The organism is Streptomyces capoamus (assembly GCF_014654935.1).
In the GTDB taxonomy this organism is placed as follows: Bacteria; Actinomycetota; Actinomycetes; order Streptomycetales; family Streptomycetaceae; genus Streptomyces; species Streptomyces capoamus.
In genome coordinates, this window is the sequence record NZ_BNBF01000011.1 from 212,013 (window position 1) to 228,960 (window position 16,948).

General features: G+C 68.6%; 15 protein-coding genes, 1 tRNA gene and 1 pseudogene. 8 read left to right on the plus strand and 9 right to left on the minus strand.

Features of this window, described 5'->3' with window-relative positions:
• From IE312_RS40895 to IE312_RS44170, 5 genes and pseudogenes are all read left to right on the plus strand, one after another.
• Positions 1-815 (plus strand): type IV secretory system conjugative DNA transfer family protein (locus IE312_RS40895; protein WP_229900141.1); only part of this gene is annotated, 815 nt, incomplete at its 5' end.
• A gap of 130 nt (positions 816-945) precedes the next feature.
• Positions 946-1,755: a replication-relaxation family protein gene (locus IE312_RS19480; protein ID WP_189983485.1), complete on the plus strand. Its 810-nt coding sequence runs from the start codon at positions 946-948 to the stop codon at positions 1,753-1,755.
• Between the two features lie 57 nt (positions 1,756-1,812).
• The gene (locus IE312_RS19485) at positions 1,813-2,196 is read left to right on the plus strand and encodes a helix-turn-helix domain-containing protein (protein WP_189983487.1); all 384 of its coding nucleotides are present in this window, start codon (positions 1,813-1,815) and stop codon (positions 2,194-2,196) included.
• Positions 2,174-2,830 carry an ImmA/IrrE family metallo-endopeptidase gene (locus IE312_RS19490; protein WP_189983490.1) on the plus strand — a complete coding sequence of 219 codons (657 nt, stop codon included), beginning with the start codon at positions 2,174-2,176 and terminating at the stop codon, positions 2,828-2,830. The genes IE312_RS19485 and IE312_RS19490 overlap by 23 nt, the downstream gene beginning before the upstream one ends.
• A 110-nt stretch (positions 2,831-2,940) precedes the next feature.
• Positions 2,941-3,876 (plus strand): annotated as a pseudogene (locus IE312_RS44170) (recombinase family protein); the annotation flags it as partial.
• A 138-nt stretch (positions 3,877-4,014) separates the two neighbouring features.
• Here IE312_RS44170 and IE312_RS19505 read toward each other — a convergent pair.
• From IE312_RS19505 to galU, 8 genes are all read right to left on the minus strand, one after another.
• Positions 4,015-4,395: a hypothetical protein gene (locus tag IE312_RS19505; protein WP_189983493.1), complete on the minus strand. Its 381-nt coding sequence runs from the start codon at positions 4,393-4,395 to the stop codon at positions 4,015-4,017.
• A 109-nt stretch (positions 4,396-4,504) separates the two neighbouring features.
• Positions 4,505-4,581 (minus strand) — tRNA-Ala (locus IE312_RS19510).
• Positions 4,582-4,674: 93 nt separating this feature from the next.
• Positions 4,675-5,892: a divisome protein SepX/GlpR gene (gene sepX / locus IE312_RS19515; protein WP_189983495.1), complete on the minus strand. Its 1,218-nt coding sequence runs from the start codon at positions 5,890-5,892 to the stop codon at positions 4,675-4,677.
• A 178-nt stretch (positions 5,893-6,070) separates the two neighbouring features.
• Positions 6,071-6,709, minus strand: a complete 639-nt coding sequence (locus IE312_RS19520; RefSeq protein ID WP_189983581.1) for a GNAT family N-acetyltransferase — start codon at positions 6,707-6,709, stop codon at positions 6,071-6,073.
• Positions 6,706-7,245: a MogA/MoaB family molybdenum cofactor biosynthesis protein gene (locus IE312_RS19525; RefSeq protein ID WP_189983497.1), complete on the minus strand. Its 540-nt coding sequence runs from the start codon at positions 7,243-7,245 to the stop codon at positions 6,706-6,708. Before IE312_RS19525 ends, IE312_RS19520 begins: the two co-directional genes overlap by 4 nt.
• Positions 7,242-7,754 (minus strand): cyclic pyranopterin monophosphate synthase MoaC, encoded by a 513-nt coding sequence (gene moaC, locus IE312_RS19530; protein WP_189983499.1) that lies wholly within the window; start codon positions 7,752-7,754, stop codon positions 7,242-7,244. The genes IE312_RS19525 and moaC overlap by 4 nt, the downstream gene beginning before the upstream one ends.
• Positions 7,755-7,838: 84 nt before the next feature.
• Positions 7,839-9,161, minus strand: coding sequence for a molybdotransferase-like divisome protein Glp (glp, locus tag IE312_RS19535; RefSeq protein WP_189983501.1), 1,323 nt, complete (start codon positions 9,159-9,161; stop codon positions 7,839-7,841).
• Positions 9,158-10,069 carry a UTP--glucose-1-phosphate uridylyltransferase GalU gene (gene galU / locus IE312_RS19540; RefSeq protein WP_189983503.1) on the minus strand — a complete coding sequence of 304 codons (912 nt, stop codon included), beginning with the start codon at positions 10,067-10,069 and terminating at the stop codon, positions 9,158-9,160. Before galU ends, glp begins: the two co-directional genes overlap by 4 nt.
• A gap of 135 nt (positions 10,070-10,204) precedes the next feature.
• Between galU and IE312_RS19545 the strand changes: the two genes are divergently transcribed.
• Entirely contained in the window at positions 10,205-10,783 is a 579-nt protein-coding gene (locus tag IE312_RS19545) for a 5-formyltetrahydrofolate cyclo-ligase (RefSeq protein WP_353758809.1), read from the plus strand.
• Between the two features lie 100 nt (positions 10,784-10,883).
• Here IE312_RS19545 and IE312_RS19550 read toward each other — a convergent pair whose 3' ends face one another.
• On the minus strand, positions 10,884-13,793 hold the full coding sequence (locus IE312_RS19550; RefSeq protein WP_189983507.1) for a penicillin acylase family protein: 2,910 nt from the start codon (positions 13,791-13,793) through the stop codon (positions 10,884-10,886).
• A gap of 192 nt (positions 13,794-13,985) precedes the next feature.
• Between IE312_RS19550 and IE312_RS19555 the strand changes: the two genes are divergently transcribed.
• Both IE312_RS19555 and IE312_RS19560 read left to right on the plus strand, forming a co-directional pair.
• On the plus strand, positions 13,986-15,524 hold the full coding sequence (locus tag IE312_RS19555; RefSeq protein ID WP_189983583.1) for a potassium/proton antiporter: 1,539 nt from the start codon (positions 13,986-13,988) through the stop codon (positions 15,522-15,524).
• A 279-nt stretch (positions 15,525-15,803) separates the two neighbouring features.
• The coding region (locus IE312_RS19560; protein WP_229900145.1) for an MFS transporter at positions 15,804-16,948 on the plus strand (1,145 nt) is incomplete at its 3' end.

Here is a 16,948-nt window from a genome sequence, read left to right on the forward strand (position 1 = left end):
TTACTGGACAGAAGACAGTGCCCGATAGCGTGCGGCCGTTCTGGTACGCCTATGAGCAGATGAGCGACAATGAGCGGACCAACGTTATTGGCCCAAGCCTTAACAAGCTCCGGCAGTTCCTCACACGTACGCCCCTGCGGCTCATGCTGGGCCAATCTGACGGCATAGACGTTGCGGATGTGTTCACGAAGCGCCGCATCCTGCTGGTACAGCTCAGCAAGGGCACGCTCGGAACAGAGACAGCACAACTCCTCGGTGCACTCCTGGTGGCCTCGCTCTGGCAAGCCACCTTGTCGCGGGCGGGTATCCCTGCTGAGCACCGGCGACCCGCATACCTGTACCTCGATGAGTTTCAGGACGTGCTCAAGCTGCCGCTCGATGTGGCTGACATGCTGGCTCAAGCGCGCGGCCTGGGCGTCGGTGTGGTGCTGGCCAATCAGCACTTGGGACAGCTACCGGAGAGCGTTAAGACTGCCGTTCTCGGCACCGTTCGCAGCTCAGTGGTCTTTCAGCTTGACTATGACGACGCACAGACGCTCTCCAAGCGTTTTGCACCACTGACCGCTGATGACCTCATGGGCTTCGACGCCTATGAAGTGGCTTTGCGCCTGTCAGTTGGCGGCCGTGTGCTCTCACCTGTTACCGGCACTACCCTGCCGTTGCCTGCGGAACGAGTCGGCGTAGATATCGCGAGCTTGAGCCGTGAGCGCTACGGCACTCCTCGGGCGGTGGTCGAAGCAGCCTTCAAGACCCGGACGGGGACCAACGAGGACGGTCGCCAGCTCGGCCGGCGCAACCGACGGGGTGAGGCATGAGTGCCGACCCGTTCGCCGTACCGGTCGGCGGCCCGATCGCGTTGAGTGCCGACTCAGATCGTCAGAGGTCGGCGGGCCTGTGGCTGCCCCTAACGCCAACGACTCACTACTCATCCCCCGGAGTTTCGTCTTGACGGCCCGCCTGTCCCTGGCTCGTGTCGAGACACTGGCCGCAGCCCTGTCACCTCGTGACCGTTCGATCATCCTGGACCTCGCGCGGGCACGGATGTTGCGCGGGTCGCAGATGACACGGTTGCACTTCGATGATCTTGCTCCGAATAGTCGTGATCGTGTACGCCGAAAAGTCCTTTCACGCCTCATTTCCATTGGTTTTGTGGCCACATTGGAACGACCAATTGGCGGTGTTCGGGCGGGTAGTTCTGGCCTTATCTACGTTCTTGATTCAGGCGGACAACGAGCTTTGCCGTTCATTATGGCGGCCGAGGAAATGGAGCCACCGACACGAGCACGAAAGCCGTGGACACCGGGACAAGCATTTCTGCTGCATAGCCTCGACGTATCTGAATTGTACGTCCGACTAGTTGAGGCAAGACGTTCGGCATTACTGCATTTGGCGGAGTTCCTAACCGAACCCGCGTCATGGTTCTCGAATGGCATGGGCGGCATCTTGAAACCTGACGCGTATGCACTCCTGCAATCCGGTGACATAGAAGACTGCTGGGCAATTGAGGTTGACCGCGCAACAGAGAGTTTGCTGACACTGCGGCGCAAGCTCCTCGCCTATGTGGACTTTGCACACGCCGGCCAAGTTGGGCCGCATGGCGTCACTCCTCGGGTACTCGTCACCGTGCCACACGAGAAACGATTGACCGCCCTACAAAGGCTCGTTGCGGAGTTGCCGGAACCAGCGCCGCAGTTGCTCTATGTAACGCTCTTCGAGGATGCCATACAGAAAGTGACTCACATTCTCAAAGAGTAAGAACGTTGACAATTTCACTGTCGCCTGACAGGCGACAGTCTTGTACACTAGATGTAAGTGAGCGGAGGTACGGAACACATGACAAACCACGATGCCAAGTCCCTCGGGGATCGCATCAAAACAGCGCGTCTAGCGCAACAACTTTCAGTGCGTCAGCTTGCAATGCGTGCTGGATTGCACCACGGGTACATCGCTCGACTTGAGAGCGGCGAAAAGACCAACCCATCTACAGAGGCGCTACAGAAGATTGCCGACGCACTTTCAATAGATGTCCAGCAGATTCTAAGCGGACGACGCGTAAAATCAGAGCGGGCCGCGCCACGTGCATACCTACGTACACTCGGTTTGAGCACTAGCGAGATTGACCACGTTGCGGGACTTATCGAAAATTACCAAGCTAATCGAGAGGAGGGCCATTATGAAGAAGATGACAAAAACTGAGATGTTGAAACTGATAGACGTGTTGCGCGCAATAGCGCCGCATCGACCATTGACTTACGGTGAATCACTACAGGTGGCCCGAATCCAAGCGGCTACGTTGCGCAAACTCGTGAAAGCCAATGAAGCAGAGATGAATCTCATCTGGCTCCTTGAACAAAAAGCCGTTCCGGTGCATCTCGCACCAAGCCACGAACTGAACGAAGAAAGCGGCCTCACAACCGACCTGATCGGTGACAAGCTGCAAATGTTCGTCAACAAGAATGAGCCGCCGGTGCGGCAACGCTTCACTTTGCTGCACGAGTTCAAGCACGTCTTGGACTTCAAAGACGCAAAAACGTTGCACTCAAAACTTGGCACCGGTGACGAGCAACGCAAGGCTAATCAAATCGAGTGGATAGCGAACGAGTTTGCTGGGCAAGCACTCATGCCGGTAAGTCTCGTCAAGCGCATTTGGTTTATGACGCAAGACCTCACGCTTTCCGCATCAATGTTCAACGTCTCTCGTGAGGCAATGCAGACTCGCTTGCAACGGCTCAACCTAATTGGCGAGAGCGTAGCCCACCCCCGTGGCTACTTCCGTAACGCTGGGCTTATCGCCGATTCCAACACATCACCACTTGCCTACGTGGCATAGAGAGGAGCGAACCGGTGGGCAGTAGTTCTCTCAACACGCGAATACGCGACGAAGCGGCCGGACGCACTAAACGCGTCGTGCTCTACTTGCGCGTCTCGTCCAAGCGACAGATGGACACTGACAGCGATGTAGACCCGGACGGCAACTCAATCAACACACAAGACAAGTGGTGCCGCGCCTTCGCTCGAAAGCTCGGGGCCGTTGTCGTCAAGGTGTTCATTGAGCCGGGCAACTCGGCGCAGACCATTGAGAAGCGGCCTGAGTTCCGCAAAATGCTCGCTTTCCTGCACGAGGATGGCGACATTGATGCGGTGATCTACTACAACCGGGCGCGCGTCTTCCGTAACTACATCGACGCTGGCAACACTAAGCAGCAACTCGCCAGCATTGGCGTTGACTTGCTGTCGGCCCGTGAGAACTTCGGTGAGGGCCTGACTGGCGAAGTTATGGAGGCACTGACGGATGTCTTCAACTGGTGGATGGTTCGCCAGAGTGGTGAGGACATCAAAGCCAAGATGGCGAACAAGGCACGCAACGGCGGCACCATCGGCAAAGCACCCCTCGGGTATCTCAACGTTCGTAAGCGCGTTGACGGTCGTGAGATTCGCACCGTGGCGCTTGACCCTGACCGGTCGCACTACATCCCTATGGCGTTCGAGCTCATGGCTACCGGGCGGGAGACGCTTGAGAGCCTGCAAGGCAAGCTGACAGACGCTGGCCTACGGATGCCGCGAAGCGGTAAGGGCATCTCGACCGAGGGACTGCGCAAGCTGCTGCGTGATCGGTACTACCTCGGCTTCGTGGAACATGAGGGCATCGAGTACCCCGGCCGGCATACGGCGCTCATCGAAGATGTGGAGCTGTTCGACCGCGTACAGCGCATCCTCGACGCCAACGGCGAGAACCATGTGCGACACCGGACACATCACCACTACCTCAAGGGTCTGCTGTGGTGCGGACGGTGCGAACACCGCTTCGTGCTCACCAGGGCTGAGGGCAAGAGCGGCGGCATCTACTTCTACTTCTTCTGTCGCGGTCGGCAGGAGGGCGTCTGTGACATGCCGTACGTGCCGGTTGAAGTCATGGAGGACGGTGTAGAGCGCTACTACGCGTCGTCGGTGACGCTCTCAGACGACTTCCGGGCAGAGGTGGCGCTTGCGGTAGACGAAGCGCTGACGGGTGACTCAGCACTCTCTGACAGCCTCCGCGCGGAGTACACCAAGCGACTGGGCGTCCTCGACCGCAAAGAGGACTACTACCTTGATCTTGCTGCCGAGGAGGGTTGGCCCAAAGACAAGCTGCGCGCCAAGCTCGATGCCATCCGGGACGAAGTACGAAGCATCACGGCAAGTCTGGAACGAGCAGACGAACAGATCACCACGGGCCGAGAGGTCATCACTGCGGCGCTCGCGCTCCTCGATGACCCTGGACGCCTCTACAAGCGCTCCGGGGAGACTGTGCGCGCCATCCTGAACCGTGCGCTGTTCTCTCGTCTCTACGTGGACGGTGACAAGATCGCTCGGGCCACGGCTCGTGAGCCGTTCGCTGAGCTCATGGACCAACACCGCAGCTACCACGCTGCACGAGCAGCCGAGGGTCGCACGGGCACCACAACCAACAAAGCCGCCCTACTCGCCCCTCCCCTTGCGGGTCAGGGTTGGAGTAGGACGGCAATGGTGGACCTGAGGGGATTTGAACCCCTGGCCCCCTCGATGCGAACGAGGTGCGCTACCGGACTGCGCCACAGGCCCTTGCAACGAGTGAAACTTTAGCATCCCGATCGGGGTGCTTGGAAATCCGCTCCCTGACTGGTCAGGGCGGGGATCCCACGGGTGTGACGGGGCTCACTCGTTGGCCGCGCGGGGCCGGTCGCCGTCCTCGAACTGGTCGAACAGGGGGGTGCGCCCGCGTTCCCGCGACCGCCGCGCGGAGGCCGCGCGGCGGGTGCCGCCGGTGCCGCCCGCCGGCTTGCCCCCGGCCGCGGGCGCCGGCTTCCCGGCCTCGTCCTCGTGCGCGTCCGCGTCCTGCTCCGGGGCCACCGCGCTGGACCGCGCCGAGCTCCAGGTGTCGGGTGCCCCCAGGTCCACGTCGGAGGTGGCGCGCGGGGCGACCGGCGCGGTGACGTAGGTCGGCAGGGGCACCGGCACCGGGTCCCAGCTGTCGCCGTGCGCGGGCCGCCGCTGCCGCTCCCGCTGCTGGTCCACCCATTCGGCGTGGTCCGTCTGCTCCACGAGGGCGCGCCGGTCGGCGGCGAGGGTGGACAGGCCGGTGTCCGTGCCGGTGTCGGCGCCCTGCTCCGCCTCCTGAGCACCGGTGCCCGTGTCGAGGGGCGCGCGCCGGTGCGGCTGGCGTTCGCGCAGGCGCTGGGCGGCGGCCTCGGCCTGCCGGCGGTCCATCTGGTAGGTGAAGCGGCGGCGCTCCTGCGTCCGCAGGTACGCGATGTACGCGCTCAGCGTGACCGCGGGCACGCCGGGTGCCCAGAGGAAGGCGAGCCCGCCGACGGCCGCCACGATCGCGCCGAGCGTGAAGGCGAGGAAGAGCATCACGGTGGTGCGCCGACGGCGCGCGAGCACTTTGGAGCGCCGGGCGCGGGCGGCGGCCGCCTGCGCCGATGCCGATGCCGACACCGACGCCGACGCCGACGCCGACGCCGGATGCTTCTGTGCGGGCACGGTCCCGGGGGCGTGCGCGGGGGCCGGCTGGGGCTCCGGTTCGGTGGTCAGGTCGCGCGCCGGGTCCGCGCTGCCGGGTGCCTCGGGCCCGGCGTCCGCGGTGACCTGGCGGCGGGTCGGGGGCACGGCGAAGGCCCGGACGTCCACCGCGTCGGTGACGGCGTCCGGATCGCCGGTGTCCGCCTCCCCCTCCTGGGTGGAGCGCGCCCGCAGGTCCCTGGCGTACCGGCGCTCCATGCCCGCCCGTCCGGACAGCAGCCGGATGGCGGTGCTGAAGCGTTCCGTCGGACGGGCCTCGTTCAGCTCGTCCTGCCTACGGAGCCACATCGGCACCAAGTAGGCGGCCCAGGCCCCGACAATGACTGCGTAGATGAGGCCGCTGCTGCTCACGTCTCACACCGTAGAGGGATTTGCGTGGGGCCATCCGCCAATTGGGCCGGTGTGTCGCACGATCTGGCTGATATTTCCAGCATTTTTTGCGACCGATGCGATCACAGGTCGCTCCTGGTCGCGAATTCAAGCGCCCCGAGTTGGTCAACAGCCGATCAATTTCGAACACTTATTCCATTTACTGACTCTCGGTGCGCTGGGCCCCCTGGGAACGGGCCCGCTTCCACCGGGCGAGCAGCCCGTCGGGCACCTCTTCCGCGGTCAGCGCGAAGACGAGATGGTCGCGCCAGGCACCGTCGATGTGCAGATAACGCGGCCGCAGCCCCTCCTCGCGGAATCCGAGTTTCTCCACGACCCGCCGGCTCGGCCGGTTCTCGGGGCGAATGCACACCTCGACGCGGTGCAGTCCGACCGTACGGAAACAGTGGTCCACCACGAGCGCGACGGCCGTCGGCATCACCCCGCGTCCCGCCACCCCCTCGTCCACCCAGTAGCCGACGTGTCCGGAGCACATCGAGCCCCAGGTGATCCCGGCGACCGTCAGCTGCCCGACGAGCTGCCCCTGGTACTCGATGACGAACGGCAGCATCCGGCCCGCGTTCGCCTCGGCGCGCAGATGCCGGACCATCTGGCGGTAGGTCGGCCGGTGCGCTGTCGGTCCGCTCGGCGTGGGCGGCGGGATGGTCGCCTCCCAGGGGCGCAGCCAGTCGCGGTTGCGCCGGTTCACCTCGCGCCAGACCCGCTGGTCGCGCAGCTTTATCGGCCGGAGGACGACATCGCCGTCCGCCAGTACGACGGGCCAGGAAGGGCTGTTCAGCTCGCACCCCCGCTGCCGCCGGGTCTGGGGTGGTCACCGCCGCGGATCTGGTCGACGGCGTGCACGAGCAGCGGCTCCAGTACGGCCAGCCCGTCGCGCACCCCGCCGGTCGACCCGGGCAGATTGACGATCAGCGTGCCGCCGGTCACCCCGGCCAGGCCCCGGGACAGGACGGCGGTCGGCACCTTGTCCCGGCCGTACGCGCGGATGGCCTCCGCGATGCCCGGCACCTCGTACTCGATCACCGCGCGGGTCGCCTCGGGCGTGCGGTCGGTGGGCGACAGGCCGGTGCCGCCGGTGGTGACGACGACGTCGTACCCGGCCGTCACGGCCGCCCGGAGCGCCGCTTCCACCGGATCCCCGTCGGGCACCACCCGGGGCCCGTCCACGGCGAACCCGAGGTCCTGCAGGCCCTTCACGATCAGCGGGCCTCCCCTGTCCTCGTAGACGCCGGCGGCGGCCCGGTTGGACGCGGTGACGACCAGCGCGGCGTACGGCGCCCGCACCGGGCCGCCGCTGCCGTCCCCGGCCGTCATGCCCGGCTCCAGTCGCCCGACTTGCCGCCCGTCTTCTCCTCCACCCGTACGTCCGTGATGACCGCCGCCTTGTCGACCGCCTTGACCATGTCGATCACGGTGAGCGCGGCGACCGTCACCGCGGTCAGGGCCTCCATCTCGACGCCCGTGCGGTCCGTGGTCTTCACGGTGGCCCGGATCTCCACGGCGTCGTCCGCGACCGACAGGTCCAGTGTCACACCGGACACCGACAACGGGTGGCACAGCGGGATCAGGTCCGGGGTGCGCTTGGCGCCCATGATCCCGGCGATCCGGGCGGTCGCCAGGGCGTCGCCCTTGGGCAGCCCCTCGCCGCGCAGCAGCTCGACCACGCGCGGTGAGACCAGGACCCGGCCGCTGGCACGGGCGGTGCGCGCGGTCACGTCCTTCCCGGACACGTCGACCATGCGGGCCGCGCCCGTGGCGTCGATGTGCGTCAGTCGGTCCTGCGCGGAGGGTCCGGGGGTGTCCCCCCGGGAAGGCACTGTCATCGCTGTGGCGCTCCCGGTCCGGGCCCGGCGCGGTGCGGTGCGCGGGCCTGCTGTGCGCGACACGGTACCGCCAACCGGCTCCGGTCAGCCGAGCAGGACCACCTCCACCTCGCTGCCCGGCTCGACGGACTCCACGTCCTCCGGGACGACGATCAGCGCGTCGGCCCGGGCCAGCGCCGCGATCAGGTGGGAACCGGCACCGCCCACGGGGGCCACCTCCCCGTCGGCGTACGTCCCGCGCAGGAACTGGCGGCGCCCCTTGGGCGAGCGCAGCGCCGCGTCCGCCTTCAGGACGGCCCGCGCGCGCGGCCGGTGCAGATCGGTGAGGCCCATCAGGGCGCGGATGGCGGGACGGACGAACAGCTCGAAGGAGACGTAGGAGGACACCGGGTTGCCGGGCAGGGCCAGCAGCGGGGTGTGGTCCGGGCCGATGGAGCCGAAGCCCTGCGGCTTGCCGGGCTGCATGGCGAGCTTGCGGAACTCCACGCCGCTGCCGGCCTCGTCCGCGTCGCCGGCGTACGACAGCGCCTCCTTGACGACGTCGTACGCGCCGACGCTCACCCCGCCCGTGGTCACCATCAGGTCCGCGCGGATGAGCTGGTCCTCGATCGTGGAGCGGAGCGTCTCGGGGTCGTCGGCGACGGCGCCGACCCGGTAGGCGATGGCGCCCGCGTCCCGCGCGGCGGCGGTCAGGGCGAAGCTGTTGGAGTCGTAGATCCGGCCCGCGGTCAGCTGCTCGCCGGGCTGGACGAGTTCGCTGCCGGTGGAGAGCACGACCACGCGCGGGCGCGGGCGCACCCGGACCGTGCCGCGGCCGACCGCGGCGAGCAGGGCGATCTGCGGCGGGCCGAGGATGGTCCCGGCCGCCAGGGCCAGGTCGCCGGCCTGCACGTCACTGCCCTTGGCCCGCACGTGCGCGCGCGCCTCGGCGGGCCGGTACACCTGCACCTGTCCCTCGGCGCCGCCCGGGGCCAGGCTGCGCGCCCGCATGCCGCTCACCGGACCCTCGCCGAGCCCGCCGTCGGTCCACTCGACGGGGACGACGGCCTCGGCGCCGGGCGGTAGCGGGGCGCCGGTCATGATGCGCGCGGCCTGGCCGGGGCCGACCCGGACGAGGTCGGCCGCGCCCGCCGCGACGTCCCCGACGACCTCCAGGGCGGCCGGGAACTCCTGGCTGGCGCCGGCGACGTCCGCGACCCGCACCGCGTACCCGTCCATGGAACTGTTGTCGAACGGCGGCAGGGAGACCGGCACCGTGACGTCGTCGACCAGGACGCAGCCCTGGGCGTCGAGCAGTTGCAGCTCGATGGGTTCGAGGGGGTGGACGGCCGAGAGGACGTCCTCCAGGTGCTCGTCCACCGACCACAGGTCGTCCGGGCCGGCGGTACGGGTCGCGGCGCTGCTCAAGACTGCTGCATCTCCTCGGCTACGTAACTGCGGAGCCAGGTCCGGAAGTCCGGGCCCAGGTCCTCACGTTCGCACGCGAGTCGGACAATGGCACGCAGGTAGTCGCCGCGGTCCCCGGTGTCGTAGCGGCGGCCCTTGAAGACCACGCCGTGCACCGGGCCGCCGACCTTCTCGTCCTGCGCGAGCTGCTGGAGGGCGTCGGTGAGCTGGATCTCGCCGCCGCGGCCCGGCTCGGTCGTGCGCAGTATGTCGAAGATGTGCGGGTCCAGGACGTACCGGCCGATGATCGCGTAGTTCGACGGGGCGTCCACCGGGTCGGGCTTCTCGACCAGTCCGGTCACCTTGACGACGTCACCGTCGGCGGTGGCCTCCACGGCCGCGCAGCCGTAGAGGTGGATCTGCTCGGGCGCGACCTCCATGAGGGCGACCACGCTGCCGCCGTGCTGCTCCTGGACGTCGATCATGCGCCGCAGCAGGGGGTCGCGCGGGTCGATCAGGTCGTCGCCGAGGAGGACGGCGAAGGGCTCGTGGCCGACGTGCGGGGCGGCGCACAGAACGGCGTGGCCGAGGCCCCGGGGGTCGCCCTGGCGCACGTAGTGCATGGTGGCCAGGTCGCTGGACTCCTGCACCTTCGCGAGCCGTTCGGCGTCACCCTTCTTCTCGAGCGCCGATTCCAGCTCGTAGTTGCGGTCGAAGTGATCCTCGAGGGGGCGCTTGTTGCGCCCGGTGATCATGAGGACGTCGTCGAGCCCCGCCGACACGGCCTCCTCGACCACGTACTGGATCGCCGGCTTGTCGACGACCGGCAGCATCTCCTTGGGAGTGGCCTTGGTCGCCGGCAGGAACCGGGTGCCGAGGCCGGCTGCGGGGATGACAGCCTTGCTGATCCTGGGGTGGGACTGAGTCATGCCCGCCACCATATCCGGTGCCTTTGTAGGGATTCTGTGGCTCCGGTTTGCTTGACCCTTGTATGACCTGCATTAAGAAGGGGGTGCGAACCGCCGATGACAGACGTCGGACGTACGGGCGAGCCTGACAAGCGGATGTTGCGGCGACAGTTCCTCGCGGTGAGGAACGCATTGACGGCGGATGACGTCGAGGGGGCGGGCCGCGCGCTGGCGGAGCGCGCCCTGGAGCTGCCGGAGCTGGCGCGCGGGCGCACGGTGGCGGCGTACGTCTCCGTGGGGAGCGAGCCCGGCACGCTCGCACTGCTGGAGGCACTGCGCGCGCGGGGGGTGCGCGTCCTGCTCCCGGCGCTCCTGCCCGACAACGACCTGGACTGGGGCGAGTACACCGGACCGGACTCCCTCGCGCGGGTGCAACACGGCGGCCGGATGGCGCTGTTCGAGCCCGCCGGGACCCGGCTCGGCCCGGACGCCGTGACGGCCGCGGACGTCGTCCTGCTGCCCGGGCTGGCGGTGGACGCGCGCGGGATGCGCCTGGGCCGCGGCGGAGGCTCGTACGACCGCGTGCTGGCCCGGCTGGAGCGCGCGGGCGCCCGCCCCCGGCTCGTGGTGCTGCTGTACGACACGGAGGTCGTCGCCCGGGTCCCGGCGGAGGCGCACGACCAGCCCGTGCACGCGGTGGTGACGCCGACGGGGGTGCGCCGCTTCCCGCACTGACCGGTCCGCCGACGCGCCCCGCACCGGCACCGTCCGCCGACGCGGAACGGCCCTCCACGCGCGCGTGGAGGGCCGTTCTCAGTGCGGTGCCGTCACCGGATCACGGTTGGAGGACGAGGGTGTCGCTGGTCCCGCCGTCCACCGCCTTGGCCGAGAAGGACCAGGGCAGCAGCTCGCCCTTGGCCCACTTGCCCGTCTGGTCCGTGTAGTGCGCGCTGAAGGCGTGCCCGGAGGCGCCCGTCAGGTTGATCCACTTGGACTTGTCGAGGTCGGCGAGGTTGACGACCATGCGCATGGAGGGCACCCAGACGACGTTGTAGCCGCCGGCGGCGTTCCAGCCGCTCGCGTTCACCGTCGCCTCGCCGCCGCTGAGCTTCCAGGGGCCGCGGTTCAGGATGTACTGCAGGACCTTGGGGCCCTCGGTGCCGAGCGTCTGGTTCTTCAGGAACAGCCGGTGCAGGCGGCCCCAGCTCCAGGTGTCGATGTCCTTGCCGAGCTTGGCGGTCAGCTCCCAGCGGGCGTCGATCATGGCGCGGGCGAAGAGCTGGTCACGGTTCTCGGCGCCGGGCCGGGTGCCCGACCTGGGCGTTTTCCACCAGTCACTGTCCGGCTTGTCCATCAGGGTGCGCACGACCTGGAACCAGCGGTCGCCGCCGTCCGGCTGCGCCTGGCCGGCATCGCGCTGGCCGCACTCGCGCACCTTGGAGTCGTCGTCGACCGGGCCGGTGCTGTCGATCTTGTCGACCCACAGGCACTGCCCCTTGACGCGCACCTCCTTGGGCAGCTTGTTGCCGAAGGCCAGCTTGAGGATGTTGCGCCAGACGGCGTTGAAGTAGGCGGCCGCCGCGGAGTCGGCGTCCTGGGTGTAGTCCCAGCCCTCCAGCAGCTTCTGCGCCTCGCGGACGTCGGGGTCGTCGAGGTCGATCTTCAGCAGCTTGGGCACCAGGAGCTTGGCGATCTCGCTGCTGTTGTCCATCTGCATCTGCCGCATGTCGTCGGTGGAGATCTTCCCGCCGCCCTTGATCTTGGACTCGATCAGGTCGGAGATGCGCTGGCTGCGGGTGCCGTAGCCCCAGTCGGTGGTCAGCGCGTACGGGTACTTCCCGGGGTCGACCACGGCCTGGTTGGCGGTGACGATGTAGCCCCGCTCCGGGTCGAACTCGTAGGGCAGTTCGTCCTGCTTGATGAAGCCCGTCCAGCGGTACTTCGGGTCCCAGCCCGGCACCGGGACGGAGCCGTCGACCTTGGCGGAGCGGGTCGGGATCCGGCCGGGCAGCGTGTAGCCGATGTGGTCGTCCGTGCTGGCGTAGACCAGGTTCTGCGACGGCACGTCGAACAGGGCCGCCGCCGCGCGGAAGTCCTTCCAGTCCGCGGCCTTGTCGAGGGCGAACACGGCGTCCATGGAGGTGCCCGGGTCGAGCGCGGTCCAGCGCAGGGCGATGCCGTAGCCGTCGCCCCGGTCGGGCGCGGCCGTGGTCACCGTCGCCCTCTTGCCGACCTGGACGAGCTCGTCGTCGCGGTCGGACAGCAGCGGCATCCCGTCCTGGGTCTGGCGGACGACGATCTTCTTGGCCTGGCCGCCGGCGACCTCGATGGTCTCCTCGCGGGTCTTGAACGGCCGGATCTTGCCGTCGTACAGGTAGCCGTTGGCGCTCACCTTCTCCAGGTAGAGGTCGGTGACGTCGACCCCGGAGTTGGTCATGCCCCAGGCGATCCTGCCGTTGTGGCCGATGATCACACCGGGCATGCCGGCGAACGTGTAGCCGCTGACGTCGTACTGGCACTTGCTGGAGACGGTCCGGCAGTGCAGGCCCATCTGGTACCAGACGGACGGCAGGGACGCCGACAGGTGCGGGTCGTTGGCCAGCAGCGGCTTGCCCTTGACGGTGTACTTCCCGGCGACCACCCAGGAGTTGGAGCCGATGCCCTGGCCGTTCACGCCGACGGCCGTGGGGAGGTCGTCCAGGACCTTGTACAGGCCGCCCAGCTGGCTCGTGAGACCCGAACCGGTAGCGCCCGAGGCGGAGGCGCCGGTCGCGCCCGTGGCGCCCTGAGCGGAGCCCGTGGCGCCGCCGGTCGTGCCCGCGGTGCCGCCGGCCGTGCCCGTGCCGCCCGTCGTGCCCGTGGTGCCGGTCGTACCCGTGGTGCCGCCGGTCGTGCCCTGGGTGCCGCCCGTCGTGCCCTGGGAGGAGCCGGTGGCGCCGCTCTGCCGGAAGGCCTGGGTCAGATCGTCGTACTGGCCCTCCCGGACGATCGGCTTGTTGCGGCCGTAGGGGTACGCCGGGTACAGGTCCTGGATCTGCTGGGGGCCGAGCCGGCTGGTCATCAGGGCGCGGTCGATCTCGTCCTGCATGTTGCCGCGCAGGTCCCAGGCCATCGCCTTGAGCCAGGAGACCGAGTCGACCGGGGTCCACTTCTGCGGCTTGTAGTCGTTGCTGAAGCCCAGGGCCGCGTACTCCAGGGAGATGTCCTCGCCGTCCTTGCCCTGGAGGTAGGCGTTGACCCCCTTGGCGTAGGCCTGGAGGTACTTCTTCGTGGCCGCCGACAGCTTGGTGTCGTACTCCCGCTGGGCGATCCGGTCCCAGCCGAGGGTGCGCAGGAACTCGTCGTTCTCGACCTGGCCCTTGCCGAACATCTCCGACAGGCGCCCGGAGGTCATGTGCCGGCGCACGTCCATCTCGTAGAACCGGTCCTGCGCCTGGACGTAGCCCTGCGCCATGAACAGGTCCTCGTCCGAGGAGGCGTAGATCTGCGGGATGCCGTAGCCGTCCCGCTTGACGTCGACCGGGCCGGACAGACCGTCGAGCTTGATCGAACCGGTGGTCTGCGGGAAGGAGGCGCGGACCGTGCTGATCGACCAGTACGCGCCGTAGGCGACGCCCGCGATCAGGGCCAGGACCAGCACGAACACGATCAGGCGGGCTCTGCGCCCCTTCTTCCTGCCGGACTTGACGGACGTGGCACCCGTGGTGGCGGTGTCACCCGTTGTGGCGGTGGTGTTGGGGGGCATCGCTGTCCTTGCTGTCCTAACGCGAGCGGCAGGTCGGGCTGTGACTTTGAATGAGCGCTGGAGCAACCATAGGCGCAGGGCCCTTCCCCGCTTGACGCGGAGTCGGGAACCAGCGCGCACGAGCGTTCGATCTTGCCTCGGCGAACGTCAAGAAAGCGTCAAGAGTTAGGTAAGGTAACGAAGTAACCGGAGATCCCCCGCCCCTTTTCCCGGAGGAGGAACCCGCTGACCGTCCACCACCTCAACCAGCTCCTGCTCGTCTGCTCCGTCGTCCTGCTGGTCGCCGTCGCGGCCGTCCGGGTCTCCTCCCGCAGCGGGCTCCCCAGCCTGCTCGTCTACCTGGCGATCGGCGTCCTCATGGGCCAGGACGGCATCGGGCACATCGCGTTCAACAGCGCCGCGACGACCCAGGTCATGGGATACGCGGCCCTGGTGGTGATCCTCGCCGAGGGCGGCCTGGGCACGAAGTGGAAGGAGATCCGGCCCGTCCTGTCGTCCGCCTCCGTGCTGGCGACGGTGGGCGTCGCGATCAGCGTGGGCGTCACCGCGGCGGGCGCGCACTACCTGGTCGGGCTGGAATGGCGCCAAGCCCTGATCATCGGCGCGGTGGTGTCGTCGACGGACGCGGCGGCGGTCTTCTCGGTGCTCCGCAGGATTCCCCTCCCCGCGCGCGTGACGGGCACGCTGGAAGCGGAGTCCGGCTTCAACGACGCCCCGGTGGTCATCCTGGTCGTCGCCTTCTCCACGGCCGGCCCGGTCGAGCACTGGTACGTCCTGCTCGGCGAGATAGCCCTGGAACTGGCCATCGGCGCGGCCCTGGGGATCGCGGTGGGCTGGATCGGCTCCTGGGGGCTGCGGCACGTGGCCCTGCCCGCCTCCGGCCTCTACCCGATCGCCGTGATGGCCATCGCCGTCACCGCCTACGCCGCCGGCGCCCTGGGGCACGGCAGCGGCTTCCTCGCCGTCTACCTCGCCTCGATGGTGCTCGGCAACGCGCGGCTCCCCCACTGGCCCGCCACCCGGGGCTTCGCCGAGGGGCTCGGCTGGATCGCGCAGATCGGCATGTTCGTCGTCCTCGGCCTGCTGGTCACCCCGCACGAGCTGGGCGACGACGTCTGGCCCGCGCTCGTCATCGGGCTGGTGCTGACCATGGTGGCGCGCCCGCTGAGCGTGGTGGGCAGCCTGGCGCCGTTCCGGGTGCCGTGGCGGGAGCAGGCCCTGATGTCCTGGGCGGGCCTGCGCGGCGCCGTGCCCATCATCCTGGCGACCATCCCGATGGTGAACGGGGTCGCCGGCAGCCGCCGCATCTTCAACATCGTCTTCGTCCTGGTCGTCGTGTACACCCTGGTCCAGGGGCCGACGCTGCCCTGGCTGGCCCGCACCCTGCGCCTGGGCGAGCAGGGCGAGGCGTCCGACCTGGGCATCGAATCGGCGCCCCTGGAGCGACTGCGCGGGCACCTGCTGTCCGTGTCCGTCCCCGAGGGCTCCCGGATGCACGGCGTGGAGGTCAGCGAGCTGCGTCTGCCGCCGGGCGCGGCCGTCACCCTGGTCGTCCGGGAAGGAGAATCGTTCGTGCCGATGCCCACGACGGTGCTGCAGCACGACGACGAGCTGCTGGTCGTCGCCACCGACCCGGTCCGCGACGCGGCGGAACGGCGCCTGCGCGCGGTCGCCCACGGCGGCAAGCTGGCGGGCTGGCTGGGCACCGACAGGGGCGGCGACGGGCGTTAAGAGGACGTTTCGTACCGTTCACACCCCATGAATTCCCAGGTGGCCGTGCCCATGGTGCTCGTTTTCACAGACGCGCACGCGGTGATCCCTTGTAGGATGAAGGCGCACCCTGATCGAACCAACTCTGCCTGACGCAGAGCTGGCGCGACCGTATGGCGGCCGGGTTCGCCCCCCACACCTCAGTGGGCGCCGGCATCTACCGCAGTCCGCGCAAGAGGACAGCTCTCGGCGCCCGGCCCGCACGGGGCCCGCGCTACCAGGCGGCAGAAAGGCACGGCCGTGGGATCCACGGTCACCACCACCGAACCGGAGAAGACCTCGCCGGCGTCCTCCCGCCCCGGATACGGACAGCTGCTGCGCACCCGCGGCGCCTGGACGTTCCTGCTGCCCGGCTTCGCGGCACGCCAGCCGTTCGCGATGCTCACCATCTCCATCGTGCTGCTCGTCCAGCACACCACCGGCTCGTACGGCGCCGCGGGTGCCGCGGCGGCCGCCACCGGTGTCTCCATGGCGCTGTTCGCGCCCTACAGCGGCCGTCTCGCCGACCGCTACGGCCAGCGGGCCGTCCTGCTCCCCGGCGTCCTGGTGCACGCCGTCTCCGGCCTGTCCCTGACGGCGCTCGCACTGGCGCACGCGCCCCTGTGGGCGCTGTTCCTGGCGGCCGTACCGACCGGTGCCTCGGTGCCGCAGGTCGGCCCCATGGTGCGGGCCCGCTGGGGCGTGAAGCTGCAGGGCTCGCCCCTGATGACCACCGCGGCGGCCTTCGAGTCGGTCACCGACGAGCTGACCTTCGTCTTCGGCCCGCTGCTGGCGACCGCGCTGTGCACCACCGTGACGCCGGCGGCCGGCCTGGTCACCGAGGCCGCGCTGACCCTCGTCGGCGGTCTGCTGTTCGCCGCGCAGAAGAGCACGCAGCCGCAGGTGTCCGCCGACAGCGGGCACGCGCGCGTGCAGCACACCTCCGCCCTGCGCGTCCCGGGCGTGCGCGTACTGGTCGTGACCTTCCTCGGCATCGGCTCCGTCTTCGGCGGCATGCAGGTGTCCCTCGCGGCCTTCACCGAGTCGATCGGCGAGCCCGGCCTGAACGGCGTCCTGTACGGCGTCTTCGCCGCCGGCAACATGCTGTCCGGCATCGCCTGCGGCGCGATCGCCTGGAAGGCGGCGCCCCACAAGCGCCTGGTGATCGGCTACGCGGCCCTCGCGCTGGCGGCGTCCGCCCTGTGGACGGCCCACTCGGTGCTGCTGCTCGCCGCGCTCGGCCTGCTGGTCGGCATGTGCATCGCGCCGTCGCTGATCACCGGCTACACGCTGGTCGAGAGCCTGGTGCCGGCCGGTGCCCGCACCGAGGCCTTCACCTGGCTGACCGGTGCCGTCGCGCTCGGCCAGGCCGCCGCCGTCACCGTCGCCGGTCAACTGGAGGACCG